Here is a 20,653-nt window from a genome sequence, read left to right on the forward strand (position 1 = left end):
GAGCCAGCGGGGTGGAGCGCATCGACAAGCCTGACCCCGACGAACGCCCCGACGCCCAGCCGGTCGGCTCGCTGTTCGGCGAGCTGATCGAGGATGTCGAAGGTTTCGTCCGGGCCGAACTCAAGCTCCAGCGTGCGAAACTCGTCGCACGCCTCGTCGAATCGCGTACCGCCGTCGCGATGCTTGTCGTCGCGGCGATCCTCGGGCTCGCCACCGCCACGACGCTTCTCGTCGGTATCGTGCTGGCGCTCACGCCCTTCGTCGGGCCGCTCGGCGCGGCTGCGATCGTCGCGGTCGTCGGCGTCGGGGTCGCCGTCCTTCTCGTCTCGATCGCGCTCCGCAAGCTCGACAAGGCAACGCGGATCGGTGAAGCGCCATGAGCAAGAGCAAATATGATCTCGAGCGTGCCGAAGCCGAATCGGCCGCCGCGCGCGCGCAGCTCACGGCCACGATGGTTCGTATCCAGAAGCGTTTTCATCCGCAGACGCTGATGCTCGAGGCGGGGCGCGAGCTGCGCCAATGGGGCACCGGGCTGGTCAATGACGGAGTGGAATCGGCGCGCCGCAACCCCGGGGCGACGGCCGCCCTGCTTGCCGCCGGCGCCGCCTGGCTGCTGCGCAAGCCGCTTATCAACCGCGCCGCACGCCTGCTCGGCTTACACGACGCAACCCAATTAAGTCCAGATGAGTTGATCGCCAGGGCGATCAGCGCCGCGGCTGCCCGCGCCCCGGCGACCGAACCAGCAAGGAGCACAAAGAATGAGCGACGACCTCGTGCCCGAAAAGGCGGCCCTGCGCGAAAAGGCAACGCAGAAGCTGGAACAGGCGAAGGCGGCGGCGCGGGAGAAGACGACGCACGCGCGTGAGCGCGTCGCGACGGCTTACGCCAGCACGAAGCGCACAGCCGAAACCGCGCGCGAGCGCACGGCGGCCGGCATCGAGCAGAACCCGCTCGCGATCGTCGTCGGCGGTCTGGCGATCGGCGCGATCGCCGCATCTTTGCTGCCCCGCACACAACGCGAAGCCAAGGTGCTCGGCCCGGTCGGCAAGCGCATCCGCGGCGCCGCGACCGACGCCGTCAAGGCTGCGCGGGCAGCGGGCAGCGAGACGCTCGACTCGCTCGGCGTGAACGGATCGGCGGCGCGCGCCGAAGCCAACCGACTGGTCCAGAGCGCAATCAGCGCGGTAACGCAGGCAGGCGAGGCCGCCGTGAAAAGCGCGCGCGATTCTGCGAAAAAGAAGGGCGAATAACCCTACTGCCCTTGCGGTTCCCGGTCGTCAGGCGCATAGGCGACCGGAAACTGCAGGACCAGACGATGAGCAAACTTCATCTCGTGTTCGGCGGCCGCGTTCGTGACCCCCGGACTCTCGATTTCGACGATCTCAGCACCATCAACGTCGTCGGTGTTTTTCCCGACTACAAGTCGGCCGAAGAGGCCTGGCGTGCTGCAGCGCAGCGCACGGTCGACGATGCCGAGATGAAATATGTGGTGGTCCATCTCCACCGCCTGCTCGAGCCCGATCTGCTCGCCCCGCCCCCTCAGGGCTGAGCTGCTCTAGAAGAACTCGTCGAGGCAGAGATGGAAGGCGATGCGCTCGGCGTCGCCGCCATCCTCCATGCCGTAGGCCCGCAGGAACGCTGCTTGGGCGTCCGCGCCATGCTCGCCGAGGTTGGACCACATGATCGCCAGATCCTGATAAGGATCGGCACGGCCAAGACGCCCGACGTCGATCAGGCCGGTCGCGCGTCCGTCCGCAAACAGGATATTGCCCAGCGAATAATCGCCATGCGTGACCACGGCCGGTCCGCCCGGCTGCGGCATGGCTTCGAGCTTCGCCCATAGCCGCTCGACATCCCAGCCTTCATGCTCGGCGTCGAAATCCTCGGCATCGACCAGCCCCAGATCGACATTGCGCCGGGCCGCGCGCATCCGCAGCCGATGGCCCGCATCGAACGGGCAATCGTCGACGGGCAGGTCGTGCAGCCGGCGGAGCATCCGCCCCGCCTCGCGCGCGATCAGATCGATATCGGCGTCGCCATCCTCGATCAACGCATCGCCCGTTGCCCCCGCCATTGCATCGGCCAGCAACCAGGCTGCATCGCCGGCAAGGAGAAAGCAGCGCAGCGTCGGCGACGCGAAATGGCGGTTGAGCCAGCGCAGGCGCTCGGCCTCGTCGACGATGTCGTCGGCTACGCGCCCCTCGCCATGTTTCAGGAAAAGCGCCGTTCGGCCGGACCGCGCGAAGCGGATTATCCGCCCCCCGGATTCACCGCCCTCATGCACCTCGGCGTCATAACCCGCGACCCATTCGGCCAGCGCCGGGGGCAGCGGGATCATGCGTGCCGGTAATGCCAGATCAGCAGCGGGCGAGCGAGGATCAGCCCGGCGATGAAGCCCCCGATATGCGCGGCGATCGCGATCTGCGTCGCGCTGCCCGACATGGCGAGCTCGAACATCATCTGGACGACGATCCACGCCGCCGCGAGCCAGGCGACGTGCACGACGGTCGCCGAAAATGGACCGACGGCGCGCGTCTTCTGCTGGCCGTAGAGCATGGCATAGGCCCCGACCACGGCCGAGATCGCGCCGCTCGCGCCGACCATCGGGACCGTGCTCGCCGGCCCCGCCAGATATTGCGCCGCCGCCGCCGCATAGGCGCCGACAACGTAAAGCAGCAGATAGGGCCGCGATCCGATCGCGCTCTCGGTAAAGCGCCCGCAAAAGGCGAGCATCAGCATGTTGAAGCCGAGATGGACGAGATTGGCATGAAGCAAAGCCGCGCTCAGCGGCGTCAGCCACACCGGCAGCGCACCTGCGACGTAGATCAGCCCGCCCACGCGCGCCGGAATGAACCCGCCGAGCATCCCCGAAATATCCAGCCAGCCGCTCAGCCACAGCCCCAGCCAGACGATCGACGTCACGGCGAGGATCGCCTGCGTATAGGGGCCGGGTGGCATCTTCATCCGGTCGAAACCCTCGGGAATGCACGGGCGGCACGCCGCCGCCCGCGCGGCGCCGCCTAGATGAACTCGATCTTCGACACGGCGTACCAGCGGTCGCCCGACGGCACGGTCACTTCGATCTCGTCATCGACCTTGCGGCCGATCAGCGCGCGGCCGAGCGGCGAATTATAGGAGATACGCCCGCCCTTGGCGTCCGCCTCGGTCTGGCCGACGATCTGGTAGCGCACCGGCTTGTCATTCTCGTCGAGCAGCGTGACGGTCGCGCCGAACACCACCTTGTCGCCCGAAAGCGTGGTGGGATCGATCACCTGGGCGCGGCTCAGCCGGTCCTCGATGTCGGCGATCGACGCCTCGATCTGGCCCTGGCGCTCCTTGGCGGCGTGATATTCTGCATTTTCCGAAAGATCGCCATGCGCGCGCGCTTCCTCGATCGCGTCGATCACTTCGGGACGTTCGACGGTCTTGAGGCGGTGCAGGTCTTCCGAGAGCTTCTTATAGCCCTCGGCCAGCATCGGCATCTTTTCGACGGTCGCCATTCGTTCCACCCTTCGTCAAAAACTCTACCCCAAGCGACCCGTTACCCGGGCCGCCCGCCGCTCGATATCAATGTCGGGATCAGGCGTGCGAACGCGAATAATATGACTGGAGCGGACGGACTTCAAGGGGATGAGCGCGCAAAGCCTCGATCGCGCGCACTGCTGCGACGCTCGCGGCGGCGGTCGTGAAGTAAGGCACCTTGCCGTTCAGCGCCGATGCACGGATCGACTGGCTGTCCTTCAGCGACTGCCAGCCCTCGGTCGTGTTGAAGATCAGGGCGACCGCGCCGTCCTTGATCTTGTCGACGATGTGCGGCCGTCCCTGCTGGACCTTGTTGACCATTTCGACCGGAACGCCCTGCGCGCGCAGATAGTCGGCGGTGCCGCCCGTCGCGATGATCTTGAAGCCCATCGAGACGAGCCCTTGCACGCCGGGCAGGATCACTGCCTTGTCGCTGTCCTTGACCGAGACGAACACGGTGCCGCCAGCGGGCAGGATCGTCCCCGCCCCGATCTGCGCCTTGGCGAAGGCGGTGGCGAAATCCTGATCGATACCCATGACTTCGCCGGTGGACTTCATTTCCGGTGAAAGCACCGGATCGACGCCGGGGAAGCGCGCGAACGGGAATACGGCTTCCTTCACCGCGATATGATCGATGTTTCGATCGATCGGCGGCAGATCGGCCAGCTTCTCGCCCGCCATCACGCGTGAGGCGATCTTGGCGATCGCATTGCCTGTCGCCTTGGCGACGAAAGGCACGGTGCGGCTGGCGCGCGGATTGACCTCGATCAGATAGACGTCGCCGTCCTTGACCGCGAACTGGATGTTCATCAGCCCCTTGACCTTCAGCGCGGTGGCAAGCGCCACCGTCTGCCGCTCGATCTCGGCGACGATCGCATCGCTCAGGCTGTAGGGCGGCAGCGTGCAGGCACTGTCGCCCGAATGGACGCCCGCCTCCTCGATATGCTGCATCACGCCGGTCACCACCACGTCGGTGCCGTCGGCGACCGCATCGACATCGACTTCGATCGCATCGCGCAGATAACGGTCGATCAGGACGGGCGAATCCCCCGAAACCTGCACCGCCGTCTGGATATAGTCGTCGAGCTGCGCGGGGCCGTCGACGATCTCCATCGCGCGCCCGCCGAGCACGTAGGAGGGACGGATCAGCACCGGATAGCCGATGCGGTCGGCGACCGCGATCGCCTCGTCGCGGCTCCGCGCAATGCCGTTCTCGGGCTGGCGCAGCTTGAGCGTCGCGACCAGCTTGGCGAAGCGCTCGCGATCCTCCGCCAGGTCGATCGCATCGGGGCTGGTGCCGAGGATCGGGATGCCGGCATCCTCCAGCGCCTGCGCCAGCTTCAGCGGCGTCTGCCCGCCGAACTGCACGATCACGCCTTCCAGCGTGCCGTTCGACTGTTCGACATGCAGAATCTCCAGCACGTCCTCGACGGTCAGCGGTTCGAAATAGAGGCGGTCGGACGTGTCATAGTCAGTGCTCACCGTCTCCGGGTTGCAGTTGACCATGATCGTCTCATAGCCTGCATCGGCCAGCGCGAAGCAGGCGTGGCAGCAGCAATAGTCGAACTCGATCCCCTGCCCGATCCGGTTCGGACCGCCGCCGAGGATCACGATCTTGCGCCGGTCGGAAGGCTGGGCCTCATTCTCCGGTTCGCCGAAGGTGGGCGCTTCGTAGGTCGAATACATGTAAGGCGTCTTCGCCTCGAACTCGGCGGCGCAGGTGTCGATGCGCTTGAACACCGGGCGCACGCCCAGCTTGTGGCGCAGCTTGCGCACCTCGTCCTCGTTCACCCCGCCGGTCAGCGCGCTGACCGCGTCGTGGATCAGCCCCGAACCCTTGGCGATCCCGCGGCTCATCCCGTGGCGGACATTGGCCGACTGGAGCGCGAGATAGGCGAGCCGCTTGTCGGAGAAGCCCATCGCCTTCAGCTTGCGCATCCCTGCCGCGTCGCGCGGCAGGCCGTTGGTGATCACCTCCTGCTCGGCATCGATGATCTCGCCCATCCGCTCGAGGAACCAGGGATCATATTTGGCGACCGCATGGATCTCGGCGACCGAAAGCCCCTCGCGAAGGGCCTGCGCCGCGACCAGCAGCCGGTCGGGCGTCGCGCGCGAAAGCGCCGCTATGATCTCGTCCTTGGGCGCGCCGACCAACGCATCGACGATGTTGAGCCCGGCGAGCCCGGTCTCCAGGCCGCGCAGCGCCTTTTGCAGGCTCTCGTGGAAATTGCGGCCGATCGCCATCACTTCGCCGACGCTCTTCATGGCGGTCGACAGGATCGGCTCGCTGCCCTTGAACTTCTCGAAGGCGAAGCGCGGAATCTTGGTGACGATATAGTCGATCGTCGGCTCGAAGCTCGCGGGCGTCACGCCGGTGATGTCGTTGACGATCTCGTCGAGCGTATAGCCCACTGCCAGCTTTGCCGCGACCTTGGCGATCGGGAAACCGGTGGCCTTGGACGCCAGCGCCGACGAACGCGACACGCGCGGGTTCATCTCGATGACGACGAGGCGGCCGTCCTTCGGGTTCACCGCGAACTGGACGTTCGATCCGCCCGTCTCGACCCCGATCTCGCGCAGCACCGCGATCGAGGCGTTGCGCATGATCTGATATTCCTTATCGGTCAGCGTCAGCGCCGGCGCGACGGTGATGGAATCGCCCGTATGGACGCCCATCGGATCGATATTCTCGATCGAGCAGACGATGATGGCGTTGTCCGCGCGGTCGCGGACCACTTCCATCTCATATTCCTTCCAGCCGAGCAGCGATTCCTCGATCAGCACCTCGGTGGTCGGGCTCGCGTCGAGCCCCTTGCGCACGATCTCCTCGAACTCGGCGCGGTTATAGGCGACGCCGCCGCCCGTTCCGCCCAGCGTGAAGCTGGGCCGGATGATCGCCGGCAGCCCGACCTTGTCGAGCCCCGCCAGCGCCTCGTCGAGCGTGTGAGCGATCGTCGACCGCGCGCTTTCCAGCCCGATCTTGTCCATCGCGGTGCGGAACTTGGCGCGATCCTCGGCCTTGTCGATCGCCTCGGCGTCCGCGCCGATCATCTTCACGCCGAACTTCTCCAGCGTCCCGTCCTCGAACAGCGCCAGCGCGGTGTTGAGCGCGGTCTGCCCGCCCATCGTCGGCAGCACCGCATCGGGGCGCTCCTTCTCGATGATCTTCGCCACGATCTCGGGCGTGATCGGCTCAACATAGGTCGCATCGGCCAGCTCGGGATCGGTCATGATAGTCGCCGGGTTGGAGTTGACCAGGATGATCCGGTAGCCCTCCTCCTTCAGCGCCTTGCACGCCTGCGTGCCCGAATAGTCGAACTCGCATGCCTGCCCGATGACGATCGGGCCCGCGCCGATGATGAGGATGGAGGAGATGTCGGTGCGCTTGGGCATTATTTGGCCTCTGGTGAATATTGTACGTCGCCGCTGAAGGGCGAAAACTCGATCAATGCGTCGCCCCGTTCACGGCCATGCAGCCCCAGCCGTCATATTCGACGTCGAACATGATCTCGATCTGCAGGCATTTGCGGGTCAGCGCGCGGATCGATTCCTCGTCCACCGCCTGCTCGCATTCGAGGAACAGATAGGTCTCGCCATCCTCGCCGATCTCGCGATCAAGCTCGACGAAGCCGAAGGGCTTGGCGCCCTCGGCCAGACGCTGCAGCGCCTCTTCGCTGCCGCGGAAGCTGACGTCGACCGGGCGCGGCACGCTCGGCTTGTCGCCATTGGCGGCAAGATTGGCGAGAACGTCCCTGTCCGCCTCCCACTCCTCGTCGAGCCGCGACTGGTCGACCTTGGGCAGCTTGATGCTCATGGCTTCAGCATCCCCACGAACCGCTCGAACAGATAGAAGCTGTCCTGCGGCCCCGGGCTCGCTTCGGGGTGATATTGCACGCTGAATGCCGGCTTGTCGGTCAGCTCGATCCCGGCATTGCTGCCGTCGAACAGCGAGACGTGCGTCGCTTTGGCGTTGGCAGGCAGCGTGCCGGCATCCACCGCAAAGCCGTGATTCATGCTGGTGATCTCGACCGCGCCGTCGCTCAGCCGCTTGACCGGGTGGTTCGCGCCGCGATGCCCCTGATGCATCTTCTCGGTCTTCGCGCCGACCGCGAGGCCAAGCAGCTGGTGGCCAAGGCAGATGCCGAACAGCGGCTTGCCCGTGTCCAGTATCTCGCGGATCACCGGCACCGCATAGTCGCCCGTCGCCGCCGGATCGCCGGGGCCGTTCGACAGGAAGAAGCCGTCCGGCCCCTCGGCCATCACGTCGGCGAAGCTCGCCGTCGCGGGCAGCACGGTCACCTTGGCGCCGGCCTTCACGAGGTTGCGGAAGATGTTGCGCTTGGCGCCATAATCGATCGCGACGACATGGGGGCGCTTTTCCTCCAGCCCCTCCTCGCCATAGCCGAAGCCCAGCCGCCACGGGCCACCCTGCCAATCATAGGATTCGTCGACGGTCACGTCCCTGGCGAGGTCCATGCCCTCCAGCCCCGGCCAGGCCTTCGCCTTCTCGATCAGCGCGGGGATGTCGAACACGCCATCAGGCGCGTGGACGATCACGCCGTTGGGCGCGCCGTCCAGCCTGATCTTGCGCGTCAACGCGCGCGTATCGATGCCGGCCAGTCCGAAACGGCCATTCTTGCGCAGCCATTCGTCGAAGCGGCTCGACGCGCGGAAATTGCTCGGTTCGGTCACGTCCTCGCGCACGATGCAGCCCAGCGCATGCGCCGTCGCCGCCTCGATATCCTCGTCGTTCGTGCCGACATTACCGATATGCGGGAAAGTGAAGGTCACGATCTGCCCCGCATAGGAGGGATCGGTCATCACTTCCTGATAACCCGTCATCGCGGTGTTGAAGCACACCTCGCCCACCGCATGCCCGGCAGCGCCGAATCCTCTCCCCCACAACACCTCGCCCGAGGCAAGAACGAGAGCGCCGGTGGCTCCTTCGGGCGCGCGCATGGGATTGGCCTCGGCCATCGTTTCGGGGGTCCTCTTACGGGTAAACGGCCGGCGAGATAGGTGCCGCATCCCGCCTGGTCAATCTATTAAAATCTGCGCCGCCGCCCTATGAAGGAGGTTTCCGGAAAGCAGCAGGGAAAGCGCATGATTCGCGACGACATCAAGGCCGCGCTCGTCGAGGCGATGAAGGGCGGCGACAAGCCGACGACGGCCACGATCCGCCTCATCCAGTCGGCGGTCAAGAATCGCGATATCGAACTGCGGACCAGCAGCAACCAGCCCGACGACGACGTTCTCGTGTCCGAAGTCTTGCAGAAGATGGTCAAGCAGCGCCGCGAATCGATCGAGATGTACGCCAAGGGCGGCCGCGCCGAACTCGCCGCCGCCGAAGAGGCCGAAGTCACGGTGATCGAGCGCTTCCTCCCCCAGATGCTGTCGGAGGACGAGACCAGGGCCGCGATCGAGGCGATCAAGGCCGAGATCGGCGCCACCGGCGTCAAGGACATGGGCAAGGTGATGGCCGAACTGAAGACGCGCCACGCCGGCACGCTCGACATGTCGAAGGCCAGCGGCCTCGTGAAGGCCGCGCTGGCGTAAAGCCGGGTCACATGTCACAAAGCCGACATTGAAAATCACGTTCGTCCCGAGCAAAGTCGAGGGACGTTGCCCGGGGCAAACAATGGCGTTTTGGGTCTATATCCTGAAATGCGCCGATGGCCGTTATTATACCGGCCATACGGACGATCTCGATCGGCGCATTGCCGAACATCAGATGAGCGGCTCCTGCGATTTCACAACCCGGCGACGCCCCGTCAGCCTTGCCTGGAACGAGAGTTTCCCGACCCGAATCGAAGCCATTGAGGCAGAGCGCCGGATCAAGCCCTGGTCCCGCGCAAAAAAGGAAGCGCTGATGCGCGGCGATTGGGCTGCACTGTCTCACTATGCCCGGCCACCGCACGAACGTCCCTCGACTTCGCTCGGGACGAACGGCGAGGGTGAGTTGTGTCGGGTCGAGATGCACGCATGAGCCTCTCCGCCGCCTTCCTCGACGAACTCCGCGCGCGTACCACGCTGTCCGCGCTGATCGGCAAGACGGTGAAGCTCCAGCGCGCGGGGCGGGAGTTCCGCGCCTGCTGCCCTTTCCATAACGAGAAGACGCCGAGCTTCTACGTCAATGACGAGAAGGGTTTTTATCACTGCTTCGGCTGCTCGGCGCATGGCGACGCGATCCGCTGGCTGACCGACCAGCGCGGCCTGCCCTTCATGGATGCGGTGAAGGAACTCGCCGCCGTCGCCGGCATGGAAGTCCCCGCGCCCGATCCGCGTTCCGCCGAAAAGGCCGAACGCGCCGACACGCTCCACGGCGTGATGGCCGAGGCTCAGCGCTGGTTCGGCGAGCAGCTCGACGGGATCGCCGGTGCGACCGCTCGCGCCTATCTCGACAAGCGCGACGTCACCGATGCCACGCGCCGCGCCTTCGGGCTCGGTTTCGCGCCCGATTCGCGCGGCAAATTGCGCACCGCGCTCAAATCGGCGGGCGATCCGCTGCTCGTCGAGGCGGGACTGCTGATCCAGGTCGAGGAGAAGGAGCCTTACGATCGCTTCCGCGACCGGCTGATGATCCCGATCCGCGACCAGCGCGGGCGCGTCATCGCCTTCGGCGGCCGCATCATCGGGCAAGGCGAGCCCAAATATCTCAACTCGCCTGACACTCCGCTCTTCGACAAGGGGCGCACACTCTACAATCTCGACAAGGCGAACGCCGCCGCGCGCAAGGCCGGGCGGATCATCGTCGTCGAAGGCTATATGGACGTGATCGCGCTCGCGCAGGCCGGGATCGGCGAGGTCGTCGCCCCGCTCGGCACCGCGCTCACCGAAGCGCAGCTCGAGCGGCTGTGGCGAATCGCCGAAGTCCCCGTCCTCTGCTTCGACGGCGACAGCGCGGGCCAGAAAGCGGCGGTGCGCGCGGCAATGCGCGCGCTCCCGCTGCTCGAGCCCGGCCGTTCGCTCAGCTTCCTCACGCTGCCGGGCGGGCAGGATCCCGACGATCTGGTGCGCTCCGGCGGCCCCGCCGCGTTCGAATCGCTGCTCGCCAGCCCCGAGCCGCTCGTCGACCGGCTGTGGCGCCATGCGCTGGAGGAAGGCCCGCTCGACACGCCCGAGCAGCGCGCCGGGCTCCGCCGCCGGTTGAACGACGTCGCCCAGTCGATCAGCGATTCGGACGTCCGCCAGCAATATCAGGCCGAGTTTCGCGAGCGTTTCGAAGCGCGCTTCCTCACGCGCCGCCGCAACGATCAGCGCCGCGACTTCGGCGGCCGCGGCGGTCGCGGCGGCCACTGGCGCGAGCCGCCGCGTCCCGTTTCCACCGTCGCACGCGGGATCGGCAGCGGCGGAATCGAGCGCGTTCTCGCCAAGGGAATCGCCGCCGGGCTGCTGCGATTCCCCGATGAAATCGCGCGCCATATGGAGGCTTTGACCGCGCTTCGCTTCCACGATCCGGCGCTCGGGCGACTCATGGCGGCGCTCATCGATGTGTCGATCGCCGATCAGACGCTTGATCCCGGGCGACTATCCACCATATTGGCGCTATCCGAGTATAATGATGTCGCGCGTGAGCTGCTCCGAGCGGACAGCCTGCCCTTCTCCTTCACCCGCAAGGATGCGGAGCCGGAGAAGGCGCGGGCCGATCTTGGTGAGGCCATCCAGGTGATGGTCTCGCGGCCGGAAGTCGATGCGGCGCTGCAGGAAGCCACGGGGCGGCTTCAGGCGCGGTTCGACGAGGAAACTTTTGCCGAGCAGCAGCGTCTGCTTGGTCTGAGGAACGAAGTGGAGCGGCGTCTTGCAAATCTCATGCAGGACGGCGAGGGCGACCAGTAATTTCGAAGGCGGTTAAATGGCGAAGACGAACGGCGGCGGCGACAGCAACGACAAGGTGGAAACCGGCGATGCGCCGCTGATTGATCTCAACGAAGCGTCGGTCAAGAAGCTGATCGCCCGCGCCCGCAAGCGCGGCTACATCACTTATGACGAGCTGAACGAGGCCCTGCCGCAGGACCAGATGTCGTCCGACCAGCTCGAGGACATCATGTCGGCGCTCAACGAGATGGGCGTCAACATCGTCGAGAATGAGGACGCCGGCGAAGACGGCGAGGAACAGCAGCAGCAGGACGATGACGAGGTCGAGGGCGTCGATTCGGTCGACGGCCCCGCGCCCTCCGTCGGCGAGAAGAAGAAGGAGACGGTCGATCGCACCGACGATCCCGTCCGCATGTATCTGCGCGAGATGGGCGCGGTCGAGCTGCTCAGCCGCGAAGGCGAGATCGCGATCGCCAAGCGCATCGAGGCCGGCCGCGACACGATGATCCTCGGCCTGTGCGAGAGCCCGATCACCTTCAACGCGATCATCGGCTGGTCCGAGGCACTCAACGAAGGCCATATGCAGTTGCGCGAGATCCTCGATCTCGATGCGATGCTCTCGAAGGATCCCTCGCCCGACAGCCTCGAGGATGAGGAAAGCGTCGACGGCGAGATTTCCGAGAAGAATGCCGGCCCTTCCTTCAAGGAAGAGGACGATGTCGAGGAAGTCTCGGCCGACGAGGACGACGAGGAATCGATGACCGAGCGGCGCGCCAAGCGCCCGGTCGACGAGGAGGAAGAAGACAACACCCTCTCGCTTGCCGCGATGGAGGAGCTGCTCAAGCCCGCCGCGCTCGAGAAGTTCGCGACCATCACTTCGGTCTTCAAGAAATTCGCCAAGATGCAGGCCTCGCGCCTCGTCGCACTCGGCTCGGGCGAGGAATTCCCCGCCTCCGAGGAGAAGAAATATCAGCGGCTGCGCGAGGATCTGACCGCCGAGGTCGAGAGCGTCCAGTTCCACCAGGCGAAGATCGAATATCTCGTCGATCAGCTCTATTCCTACAACCGGCGCCTCACCGCGCTTGGCGGGCAGATGCTGCGCCTCGCCGAGCGCCACAAGGTGCCGCGCAAGGATTTCCTCGAAGCCTATATCGATCATGAGCTCGACGAGACCTGGGTCGAGATGGTCGCCCAGCGCGACAAGAAATGGGCGGCGTTCGCGGCCAACGAAGGCCCGGCGGTCGAGCGCATCCGCGCCGAGATCGCCGAGATCGCTCAGGCCACCGGCATGTCGCTCGGCGAGTTCCGCCGCATCGTCAACATGGTGCAGAAGGGCGAGCGCGAGGCGCGTATCGCGAAGAAGGAAATGGTCGAGGCCAATCTGCGCCTCGTCATCTCGATCGCGAAGAAATACACCAATCGCGGCCTGCAGTTCCTCGACCTCATTCAGGAAGGCAATATCGGCCTGATGAAGGCGGTCGATAAGTTCGAATATCGCCGCGGCTACAAGTTCAGCACCTATGCGACCTGGTGGATCCGCCAGGCGATCACGCGCTCGATTGCCGATCAGGCGCGCACGATCCGCATCCCGGTCCACATGATCGAGACGATCAACAAGCTGGTGCGCACCAGCCGCCAGTTCCTCCACGAGCAGGGCCGCGAGCCCACGCCCGAGGAAATGGCCGAACGCCTCTCCATGCCGCTGGAGAAGGTGCGCAAGGTGATGAAGATCGCGAAGGAGCCGATCTCCCTCGAAACGCCGATCGGCGACGAGGAGGATTCGCACCTCGGCGATTTCATCGAGGACAAGAACGCCGTCATCCCGGTGGACGCCGCGATCCAGGCGAACCTCAAGGAAACGGTCACCCGCGTCCTCGCCTCGCTCACCCCGCGCGAGGAACGCGTGCTGCGCATGCGCTTCGGCATCGGCATGAACACCGATCACACGCTCGAGGAAGTCGGTCAGCAGTTCAGCGTCACGCGCGAACGCATCCGCCAGATCGAGGCGAAGGCGCTGCGCAAGCTCAAGCATCCCTCGCGCAGCCGCAAGATGCGCAGCTTTCTGGATCAGTGAGTTAGCATGGCCCCCGGCTTGCCGGGGCATTTGCTAATGCGCGATCAACCTTCTCTTTACGTGCTTCGGTTATATGCCTTCCGTTAAGTGACGCATCGCCGGTCGCCGGACGTCCGGGATCGGGTTGGAGGAAGCGCGAGAGATGGATTCACCTGCGGTCGATCTGAGCCGTGCGGGCGCCGCCGAGTTCCTCGTCGCGCTCGTCCGCAGCGACGGCAGCGGCGCGCATCGCTTCCCGCGCACGCGCGATCTGCTCGACGGTGTCGATGGCCCGCGCAACCTTGCCGACGCCGTCCATTATCTCGCCGCGCTCCACGGTCGCCATCCCGGCGTGATCGATTATGCCGCGAACAAGGCGACGCATCCCGTCGCCCGCGCCTGGCTCGCCGAAGCGGCCGAGGCCTTCGCGATCGAACGCGCCGCCATCGCCCAGCTCGTCGCCGCCGCCGGTCCGTTGCCCAGCACGCCGGGCCAGGCCGAAAGCGAAGCCGCCGTCTCGCAGCAGCGCCACGCGCTCGAAATGCTCGCCCAGTCGGATCGCAAGGGCACCGCGCTCGGCGCCGCCTTCGCGCTCACGCTCGACTGGAGCCCGATTCGCGCCCTGCTCGACGCCGCTTCGGCGCGCCTCGGCATCCATCTTCCCGACAACCGTCTTCCCGACGAAGCCGGCACGCTCGCCGCCACAGCCGCGATCGCGGAAACCGTAGCGGTGGAGCGCGCGCTCGCCTTCGGCGCGCAACAGATTCTCGCGCAGCATCGCGGGCTCTGGGACCTGCTCGACGCCCGCCGCGACGCCCGCGCCCATATCTAACCACGCTTGCGTGCGCCATCGGCGCTGCCTATCCCGTTGCGAAGAGCAACGGGAAGGACAGCTATGCGTTTCGAAGGTACGGCCGATTATGTCGCAACCGACGATCTGAAGGTCGCCGTCAACGCGGCGGTCACGCTGCGCCGCCCGCTGCTGGTCAAGGGCGAACCCGGAACCGGAAAGACCGTTCTCGCTACCGAGATCGCCAAGGCGGTCGGCGCGCCGCTGATCGAATGGAACGTCAAGTCGACGACCAAGGCGCAGCAGGGCCTCTACGAATATGATGCGGTCGCCCGCCTGCGCGACGGCCAGCTCGGCGATCCCCGCGTCCACGAGATTTCCAACTATATCCGCCGTGGCAAGCTGTGGGAGGCCTTCACCTCCCCCACCCTGCCCGTCCTCCTGATCGACGAGATCGACAAGGCCGACATCGAGTTCCCGAACGATCTGCTTCAGGAACTCGATCGCATGGAATTCCATGTCTATGAGACGAAGGAGACGGTGCGCGCCGCCGAGCGGCCGATCGTCGTCATCACCTCGAACAACGAGAAGGAACTGCCCGACGCGTTCCTGCGCCGCTGCTTCTTCCACTATATCAAGTTTCCCGATCGCGACACGATGCAGGCGATCGTCGATGTCCACTTCCCCGGCATCCAGAAGCTGCTGGTCAGCAAGGCGATGGACATTTTCTACGAGGTCCGCGACGTCCCCGGCCTCAAGAAGAAGCCCTCGACCAGCGAGCTGCTCGACTGGCTCAAGCTCCTCCTGCACGAGGATATGCCGCTCGAGGTCCTCCAGTCGCGCGACCCGACTAAGGCCATCCCGCCGCTCCACGGCGCACTGCTCAAGAATGAGCAGGACGTGATGCTCTTCGAACGCCTCGCCTTCATGGCGCGCCGCCAGGGCGGGAAGGCCTGAATCCTCTCCCTATGCCCCCGGCAGGCCGGCGGCGTCAGATACGCACTGCGCCCCGATCGCTGACATAGGCGATCTCGAAATTGCCCCAGCGCCGGCCGTTGAAATAGAGCGGCACGAAGACATTCTTGAGCAGGCTGAACTCGTCGCCGCGCTCATAGCGATAGACCGCCATCAGATAGGGCGCGTCACTCCTGATCGCGCGCGCGGTCGCGTCGTCGAGCAGGATGCGGCGGTTGCGGCAGCGCGCATTGTTCCACTCGACATCGTCGGCGCGCGGCTCCTGCGACCGGCTCGTCTGGTGCGTCGGCAGATAGCCGTTGACGTCCGAACAGACCGATCCCTCGACATCGGCGTGGGCCGCCGTGACCTCGTCGATCACCGGGCGCAGATAGCGGTCCGCGAAATCGTTGAAGCGATTGTTGAAGCGTTCCGGATTCGATCCCGGGATGAGCCGATAATCGGTATCGAACACGTCGCTCATCTTGACCTCGCCCTGTGCGATCGCGCGATCGACGAGCGTTTGGACGCGCTTGGCGGCGTCTACTGCCATGTCGACGAAGATGCGATCCTCGCTGGCAAAGCCGCTATGGACGATCTGGTCGAACATGGTGTTCGACAGCAGTTCGAGCTCCATCATCTTGTCGCGCGCATCGACAAGCTGGCGCTCGCTCGATCGCGCCTCGCGTGCAAAGCCCGACAATTCGTCGCGGCAACGCAGGACATTGTCGTGGATCAGGCTGGTCGATCGCGCGATCCCGTCACTTTGATGATCGACCAGTTCCACGATCTGCGCCACTTCCGAAACCGTTTCGTTCACCGTCGCAAGGCTCGCCTGTGCCGCGCGGCTTTTCTCCACGCCCACGCGCACTTCGCTCACATAGGCTTCGGTCTCGCGGCCGACCCAGGTCATCGTCGCGTCGATTTCCTCGGTTGCCGCGCGCGTCGATTGCGCGAGCTTCTTCACCTCGGCCGCGACCACGGCGAAGGTCCGTCCCGCCTCGCCCGCGCGCTCGGCCTCGATGGCTGCGTTCAGCGCCAGCATGTTGGTGGTGCGCGCGATCGTGTCGATGCTCTGGGTCACGCGCTTCACCTGCGCCAGCGCCGACGTCACCTCGGTCACCTGTTCGCCCAGCTTCACCACCAGATTGGTGACGGCGATGAATTCGTCCAGCGACTGCGCGATCACCCGCGCGCCGGCTTCCAGCTTGGCGCGCGCCTTTTCGGATAGCAGCCGCGCCTCGTCGGTCGAATCGGCGGCGCGGCGCTGATCTTCCTCGAGCCCGCCGATGATGTCCTCCAGCGTCGCGATCATCGCGATCTGGCGGCTCACGCTGTCGGACACGTCGGAGATGTGCCCGGCTGCGTCGGTGCAGCCGACGGCCAGATCTCCACAAGACTTCGCGACCCTGTCTATCGCACCCGGATCGGCTGCGACTATCTCGTTGTGAAGCATCTATTATCCCCCGGGATATCCGGACGGGCCTAGCAGCCAAATCTTGAAGGCTGGTTAACCACTGGCGCAAATGCGCTGGACGCGCGCCTGCGCTCGATTAGACTGCGTCCATGTTCCTGAACTTCCTCGACGAGCTTCGCGCTGCCGGCATCCCGGCTTCGATCAAGGAGCATCTGATCCTGCTCGAGGCGCTCGACCGCGAGGTGATCGCGAACCGGCCCGAGGAATTCTACTATCTGGCGCGCGCCACCTATGTGAAGGACGAAGGGCTGCTCGATCGTTTCGATCAGGTCTTCGCCAAGATCTTCAAGGGCATCGAGACGCGCTACGGCACCGAAGCCGCGGAGATTCCCGCCGAATGGCTCCGCCAGGTCGCCGAGCTTTACCTGACCGACGAGCAGAAGGCGGAGATCGAGAAACTCGGCTCGTGGGACGAGATCATGGAGACGCTGAAGAAGCGGCTCGAAGAGCAGAAGGAACGCCATCAGGGCGGCAGCAAATGGATCGGCACCGGCGGCACCTCGCCCTTCGGCCATGGCGGCTATAATCCAGAGGGCGTGCGCATCGGCGGCGAAGGCCGGCAGGGCAAGGCGATCAAGGTCTGGGATCAGCGCGAGTTCAGGAATCTCGACAGCACCAAGGAGCTTGGCACGCGCAACATCAAGGTCGCGCTCCGCCGCCTCCGCCGCTTCGCCCGCGAAGGCGCCGCGGACGAACTTGACATCGACGCCACGATTGCCGGCACCGCGCGCCAGGGCTGGCTCGACGTCGTCATGCGTCCCGAGCGGCACAATGCGGTCAAGCTGCTGCTGTTCCTCGACGTCGGCGGATCGATGGACCCGCATATCAAGCTGTGCGAGGAGCTGTTCTCGGCGGCCACCGCCGAGTTCAAGAACCTCGAATTCTTCTACTTCCACAACTGCCCCTATGAAGGCGTGTGGAAGGATAATCGCCGCCGCTTCTCCGAACGCACGCCAATGTGGGACGTGCTCCACAAATATGGACATGATTATAAGCTGATCTTCGTCGGCGACGCGTCGATGAGCCCTTATGAGATCAGCCATCCGGGCGGCTCGGTCGAGCATTTCAACGAGGAATCGGGCGCTGTCTGGATGCACCGGCTGGTGACGACCTACCCCGCCGCCGCATGGCTCAATCCGATCCCCAGGGCGCAGTGGGGCTATTCGCAGTCGATCGCACTCATCAAGGAACTGATGAACGATCGCATGTACCCGTTGACGCTCGCCGGCCTCGACGAAGCGATGCGCGCGCTGACCCGCAAGAATTGAGCTTATGAGCGACGCCCGGCAGGCGCTCGCGCTCGCGCAGCAAGGCCGCGCCGCTGACGCAATTGCGCTGATCGACGATCTCGCCGCGCGCGGCGACGGCGAGGCATTGTGGGCGCGCGGGCTGTGGCGCGTCGAGGGTCGCCTGCTTCCCCGCGATCTCGCCGCCGCGCGTGAAGACTTCCAGCGCGGCGACGAAGCGGGCCATATGCAGGCCGCGCGTATCCACGCCGCTTTCCTCGCAACCGGAGCCGGCGGCGCGCGCGACTGGGCCGGGGCCGTGGACAGCCTTCACCGCTGGGCAGGAAATGATCCGATCGCGGCGCGTCAACGCGATCTGATCGCGGCGATGGATCTCGACGAAGCAGGCACGCCCCGCACGACGCCCCCACACCAGATCGTCAACGCCACACCCTATATCGCGCAGATCGAAGCGCTGCTGACGCCCGCCGAATGCGCCTTCCTCGCCGACATGGCCGAACCACGCCTCAAGCCGGCGCTCATCTTCCACGAGGCGCAGAAGCGCTTCGTCGCCGATCCCGTGCGTGATTCGGATGCGGCGGGCTTCCCCCTCGTCTTCGAATGTCCCGCGATCCACGCGCTCAATCGCCGTTTCGCCGCCGCGAGCCGGACCGCAGTCGAACAGGGCGAGACGCTCCAGGTCCTGCGCTACCATCCCGGCCAGCAATATCGCGCTCACCTTGATGCGATCCCGGGCATGGCCAACCAGCGCCACCTGACGTTGCTGACCTGGCTCAACGACGATTACCACGGCGGCGAGACGATCTTCACCGAACTCGGTCTCGCGCTGCGCGGCCGTACCGGCGATGCGTTGATCTTCGCCAACGCCTTGCCCGACGGCCGACCCGATCCGGCCACGCGCCACATTGGCAGCGCCGTGGAAAGCGGCGTGAAGCTCCTCTCCAGCCGCTGGATCCGGCAACGTCCCCCTATCGATCCCGCCGCCGGATTTGGCCAGCATGAGGCGACTGGCGAGACTGCTCAATAAAGCAGGAAGGGTTTCCGCCTCTCCGCCCATGCACTTTCGTCCGGCAAGGTCACGATATCCAGGTCACCCGGCAACGAAGCGGCGTCATCCACCCATTCGCGCAGCCCCGGCCCGCCGTTGATCACGTCGATCGCCAGCCGGTCGAGGACATACTCATAGGGAAAATCCCGCCACAGATCATAATCGGGATAGAGCCGCCGGATCGCCTTGAAGCCCAGCGCCTGCACGCGCCATGGCCGGAACGCGCCATGGTCATAAGCCGGCCCTTCGGCATGGATGTGCACGCCGCTGCACAGCTTGCCGACATGCTTGTGGAAGGTCGGTTCGAACCAGATATCGCGCAGAATGCAGCCGTGCAGCCATTCGGGGGCAAGCGCCTGCATTTCGGCGATCACCGCGCGCGCATCGATATCGGGCGCGCCGAAGAGTTCGAGCGGACGCGTCGTCCCCCGCCCTTCGGATATCGTCGCACCTTCGACCATCACCGTCCCCGCATAGGCGCGCGCCATGTTGATGTTGGGCGCGTTGGGGCTGGGATTGACCCACACGCGCTCGCCAAGCGGCCAACCGAACCCCGGCCCTTCTTCAGGCTGCCAGCCTTCCATCGCGATCACGCGATAATCGACGTCGAGCCCAAGCTCGGCCACGAACCAGCGGCCAAGCTCGCCCATCGTCAGCCCGTGGCGCATCGGCATCGCGCCCGCACCGACGAAACTTTCCCAGCCAGGCAGCAGCGTGAGCCCCTCGACCGGACGCCCGGCGGGGTTGGGGCGATCGAGCACCCACACCGCCTTGCCCAGCCGCGCGCCTGCCTCGAGCACGTAACGCAGCGTGGTGATGAAGGTGTAGATACGGCAGCCCAGATCCTGCAGATCGACGAGCAGCACGTCGAACGCATCCATCATCGCGTCGGTCGGCTTGCGCACTTCACCATAGAGGCTGAACACCGGAATGCCATGGACCGGATCGCGATAATCGGGCGATTCGATCATATTGTCCTGCTTGTCGCCGCGCAGTCCGTGCTGCGGCCCGAAGGCGGCGCTCAGCTCGATGTCCGGGCAGGCCGCGAGCGCGTCGAGCGAATGGACCATCGTCTCGGTCAGCGATGCGGGATGCGCGAGCAGGGCGACGCGCCTGCCGGCGAGCGGCGCGCGAAGAGCGGGGTCGGCGAGCAGCCGGTCGATGCCGAATTTCATGCCCGCTCAGGTGCAGGCAGTTCGATCGCGAAGCAAGCGCGATGATGAAAATCGGGTTTGCCCTCGGGATGCGCGAGTGCCCAGTAGCTTTTGGTCCCGTCCTTCGCCTCGATTACCGCCGACAGCCCGATCCGTGTGGCCCCCGGCGCGATCAGGCCCGCGAGATTGATCGTCGCGCCGACGCTCAGTCGCGCAGGCTCCGCTACAACGTCGATCGAGGGCGGCGAAGCGACCGGCGCATCGCGCATCCCCGCGCGATAACCGTCGAAGCGATAGGCCGCCCATTCGCCTGAGGGCGACAGATTGACCTCGGCATAGCCCTCGCCGTCCCACGCGAACGCCTCGAAGCATGTGCGCCGCCACAACTCGTCGCGCCGCGCCGGAGCGGCTGGCACGGGGACGGCCAGCGCCGCAATGTCCCCGACGACCATATAGGCGATCGACAACATGGCCTCCCCCACACGGCTCAGCTCGATGTCGAAGCCCTCGATCGCAGGGCACGGAAAATCGGGATGCGCGATCAGCCGCCGCTTCGCCAAGACGCTACTCAAGCCGATGTCCCCATGCTAGGC

The 20,653-nt window shown here is 65.5% G+C and carries 21 protein-coding genes; 12 read left to right on the forward strand and 9 right to left on the reverse strand.

What is annotated here, in order from left to right; all coding sequences use genetic code 11:
- The first annotated feature begins 11 nt into the window (after nucleotides 1-11).
- The 4 genes from AC3WT0_RS01440 to AC3WT0_RS01455 all read left to right on the forward strand — a co-directional run bounded on the left by AC3WT0_RS01440 (nucleotide 12) and on the right by AC3WT0_RS01455 (nucleotide 1,549).
- Nucleotides 12-380 carry a phage holin family protein gene (locus tag AC3WT0_RS01440; RefSeq protein WP_492750850.1) on the forward strand — a complete coding sequence of 123 codons (369 nt, stop codon included), beginning with the start codon at nucleotides 12-14 and terminating at the stop codon, nucleotides 378-380.
- On the forward strand, nucleotides 377-865 hold the full coding sequence (locus AC3WT0_RS01445; protein WP_492750852.1) for a hypothetical protein: 489 nt from the start codon (nucleotides 377-379) through the stop codon (nucleotides 863-865). Before AC3WT0_RS01440 ends, AC3WT0_RS01445 begins: the two co-directional genes overlap by 4 nt.
- A complete protein-coding gene (locus tag AC3WT0_RS01450) occupies nucleotides 759-1,250 on the forward strand; it encodes a hypothetical protein (RefSeq protein ID WP_492750853.1) in 492 nt (163 codons plus the stop codon). The genes AC3WT0_RS01445 and AC3WT0_RS01450 overlap by 107 nt, the downstream gene beginning before the upstream one ends.
- Before the next feature lie 65 nt (nucleotides 1,251-1,315).
- Nucleotides 1,316-1,549 carry a DUF4170 domain-containing protein gene (locus tag AC3WT0_RS01455; RefSeq protein ID WP_492750854.1) on the forward strand — a complete coding sequence of 78 codons (234 nt, stop codon included), beginning with the start codon at nucleotides 1,316-1,318 and terminating at the stop codon, nucleotides 1,547-1,549.
- 6 nt (nucleotides 1,550-1,555) lie between these two features.
- Here the strand turns inward: AC3WT0_RS01455 and AC3WT0_RS01460 are convergent, their stop codons facing one another.
- The 6 genes from AC3WT0_RS01460 to carA all read right to left on the reverse strand — a co-directional run bounded on the left by AC3WT0_RS01460 (nucleotide 1,556) and on the right by carA (nucleotide 8,499).
- The gene (locus tag AC3WT0_RS01460; protein ID WP_492750855.1) at nucleotides 1,556-2,338 is read right to left on the reverse strand and encodes an APH(3') family aminoglycoside O-phosphotransferase; all 783 of its coding nucleotides are present in this window, start codon (nucleotides 2,336-2,338) and stop codon (nucleotides 1,556-1,558) included.
- Nucleotides 2,335-2,964 (reverse strand): rhomboid family intramembrane serine protease, encoded by a 630-nt coding sequence (locus tag AC3WT0_RS01465; protein ID WP_492750857.1) that lies wholly within the window; start codon nucleotides 2,962-2,964, stop codon nucleotides 2,335-2,337. Before AC3WT0_RS01465 ends, AC3WT0_RS01460 begins: the two co-directional genes overlap by 4 nt.
- A 56-nt stretch (nucleotides 2,965-3,020) precedes the next feature.
- Nucleotides 3,021-3,500 carry a transcription elongation factor GreA gene (gene greA, locus AC3WT0_RS01470; RefSeq protein ID WP_492750859.1) on the reverse strand — a complete coding sequence of 160 codons (480 nt, stop codon included), beginning with the start codon at nucleotides 3,498-3,500 and terminating at the stop codon, nucleotides 3,021-3,023.
- Nucleotides 3,501-3,579: 79 nt separating this feature from the next.
- The gene (gene carB / locus AC3WT0_RS01475) at nucleotides 3,580-6,915 is read right to left on the reverse strand and encodes a carbamoyl-phosphate synthase large subunit (protein ID WP_492750860.1); all 3,336 of its coding nucleotides are present in this window, start codon (nucleotides 6,913-6,915) and stop codon (nucleotides 3,580-3,582) included.
- 52 nt (nucleotides 6,916-6,967) lie between these two features.
- The gene (locus AC3WT0_RS01480) at nucleotides 6,968-7,336 is read right to left on the reverse strand and encodes a ribonuclease E inhibitor RraB (protein ID WP_492750862.1); all 369 of its coding nucleotides are present in this window, start codon (nucleotides 7,334-7,336) and stop codon (nucleotides 6,968-6,970) included.
- Nucleotides 7,333-8,499, reverse strand: a complete 1,167-nt coding sequence (gene carA, locus AC3WT0_RS01485) for a glutamine-hydrolyzing carbamoyl-phosphate synthase small subunit (protein ID WP_492750864.1) — start codon at nucleotides 8,497-8,499, stop codon at nucleotides 7,333-7,335. Before carA ends, AC3WT0_RS01480 begins: the two co-directional genes overlap by 4 nt.
- Nucleotides 8,500-8,625: 126 nt before the next feature.
- On the opposite strand from carA, the gene AC3WT0_RS01490 reads away from it, so the two are divergent.
- The 6 genes from AC3WT0_RS01490 (at nucleotide 8,626) to AC3WT0_RS01515 (ending at nucleotide 15,137) form a co-directional block, all read left to right on the forward strand.
- On the forward strand, nucleotides 8,626-9,078 hold the full coding sequence (locus AC3WT0_RS01490) for a GatB/YqeY domain-containing protein (protein WP_492750865.1): 453 nt from the start codon (nucleotides 8,626-8,628) through the stop codon (nucleotides 9,076-9,078).
- An 82-nt stretch (nucleotides 9,079-9,160) separates the two neighbouring features.
- Nucleotides 9,161-9,508: a GIY-YIG nuclease family protein gene (locus AC3WT0_RS01495; protein WP_492750866.1), complete on the forward strand. Its 348-nt coding sequence runs from the start codon at nucleotides 9,161-9,163 to the stop codon at nucleotides 9,506-9,508.
- Complete coding sequence (dnaG, locus tag AC3WT0_RS01500; RefSeq protein WP_492750867.1) at nucleotides 9,505-11,358, forward strand: DNA primase; 1,854 nt, start codon at nucleotides 9,505-9,507, stop codon at nucleotides 11,356-11,358. The genes AC3WT0_RS01495 and dnaG overlap by 4 nt, the downstream gene beginning before the upstream one ends.
- Nucleotides 11,359-11,374: 16 nt before the next feature.
- Nucleotides 11,375-13,411, forward strand: a complete 2,037-nt coding sequence (gene rpoD, locus AC3WT0_RS01505) for an RNA polymerase sigma factor RpoD (RefSeq protein ID WP_492750869.1) — start codon at nucleotides 11,375-11,377, stop codon at nucleotides 13,409-13,411.
- Between the two features lie 142 nt (nucleotides 13,412-13,553).
- On the forward strand, nucleotides 13,554-14,222 hold the full coding sequence (locus AC3WT0_RS01510) for a DUF6975 family protein (RefSeq protein ID WP_492750870.1): 669 nt from the start codon (nucleotides 13,554-13,556) through the stop codon (nucleotides 14,220-14,222).
- A gap of 63 nt (nucleotides 14,223-14,285) precedes the next feature.
- Nucleotides 14,286-15,137 carry an AAA family ATPase gene (locus tag AC3WT0_RS01515; RefSeq protein ID WP_492750871.1) on the forward strand — a complete coding sequence of 284 codons (852 nt, stop codon included), beginning with the start codon at nucleotides 14,286-14,288 and terminating at the stop codon, nucleotides 15,135-15,137.
- A 34-nt stretch (nucleotides 15,138-15,171) separates the two neighbouring features.
- On the opposite strand, the gene AC3WT0_RS01520 is transcribed toward AC3WT0_RS01515, so the two are convergent.
- Complete coding sequence (locus AC3WT0_RS01520; RefSeq protein WP_492750872.1) at nucleotides 15,172-16,590, reverse strand: methyl-accepting chemotaxis protein; 1,419 nt, start codon at nucleotides 16,588-16,590, stop codon at nucleotides 15,172-15,174.
- Between the two features lie 110 nt (nucleotides 16,591-16,700).
- On the opposite strand from AC3WT0_RS01520, the gene AC3WT0_RS01525 reads away from it, so the two are divergent.
- Together AC3WT0_RS01525 and AC3WT0_RS01530 are read left to right on the forward strand one after the other, a co-directional pair.
- A complete protein-coding gene (locus AC3WT0_RS01525) occupies nucleotides 16,701-17,879 on the forward strand; it encodes a vWA domain-containing protein (protein WP_492750874.1) in 1,179 nt (392 codons plus the stop codon).
- A 4-nt stretch (nucleotides 17,880-17,883) separates the two neighbouring features.
- Entirely contained in the window at nucleotides 17,884-18,885 is a 1,002-nt protein-coding gene (locus AC3WT0_RS01530; RefSeq protein WP_492750876.1) for a 2OG-Fe(II) oxygenase, read from the forward strand.
- Here the strand turns inward: AC3WT0_RS01530 and AC3WT0_RS01535 are convergent.
- A complete protein-coding gene (locus AC3WT0_RS01535) occupies nucleotides 18,879-20,081 on the reverse strand; it encodes an exo-beta-N-acetylmuramidase NamZ family protein (protein WP_492750877.1) in 1,203 nt (400 codons plus the stop codon). The genes AC3WT0_RS01530 and AC3WT0_RS01535 overlap by 7 nt on opposite strands.
- The gene (locus AC3WT0_RS01540; protein WP_492750878.1) at nucleotides 20,078-20,632 is read right to left on the reverse strand and encodes a DOMON-like domain-containing protein; all 555 of its coding nucleotides are present in this window, start codon (nucleotides 20,630-20,632) and stop codon (nucleotides 20,078-20,080) included. Before AC3WT0_RS01540 ends, AC3WT0_RS01535 begins: the two co-directional genes overlap by 4 nt.
- Nucleotides 20,633-20,653: the final 21 nt, after the last annotated feature.

The organism is Sphingomonas sp. EU05-FHT14C10, assembly GCF_058790595.1.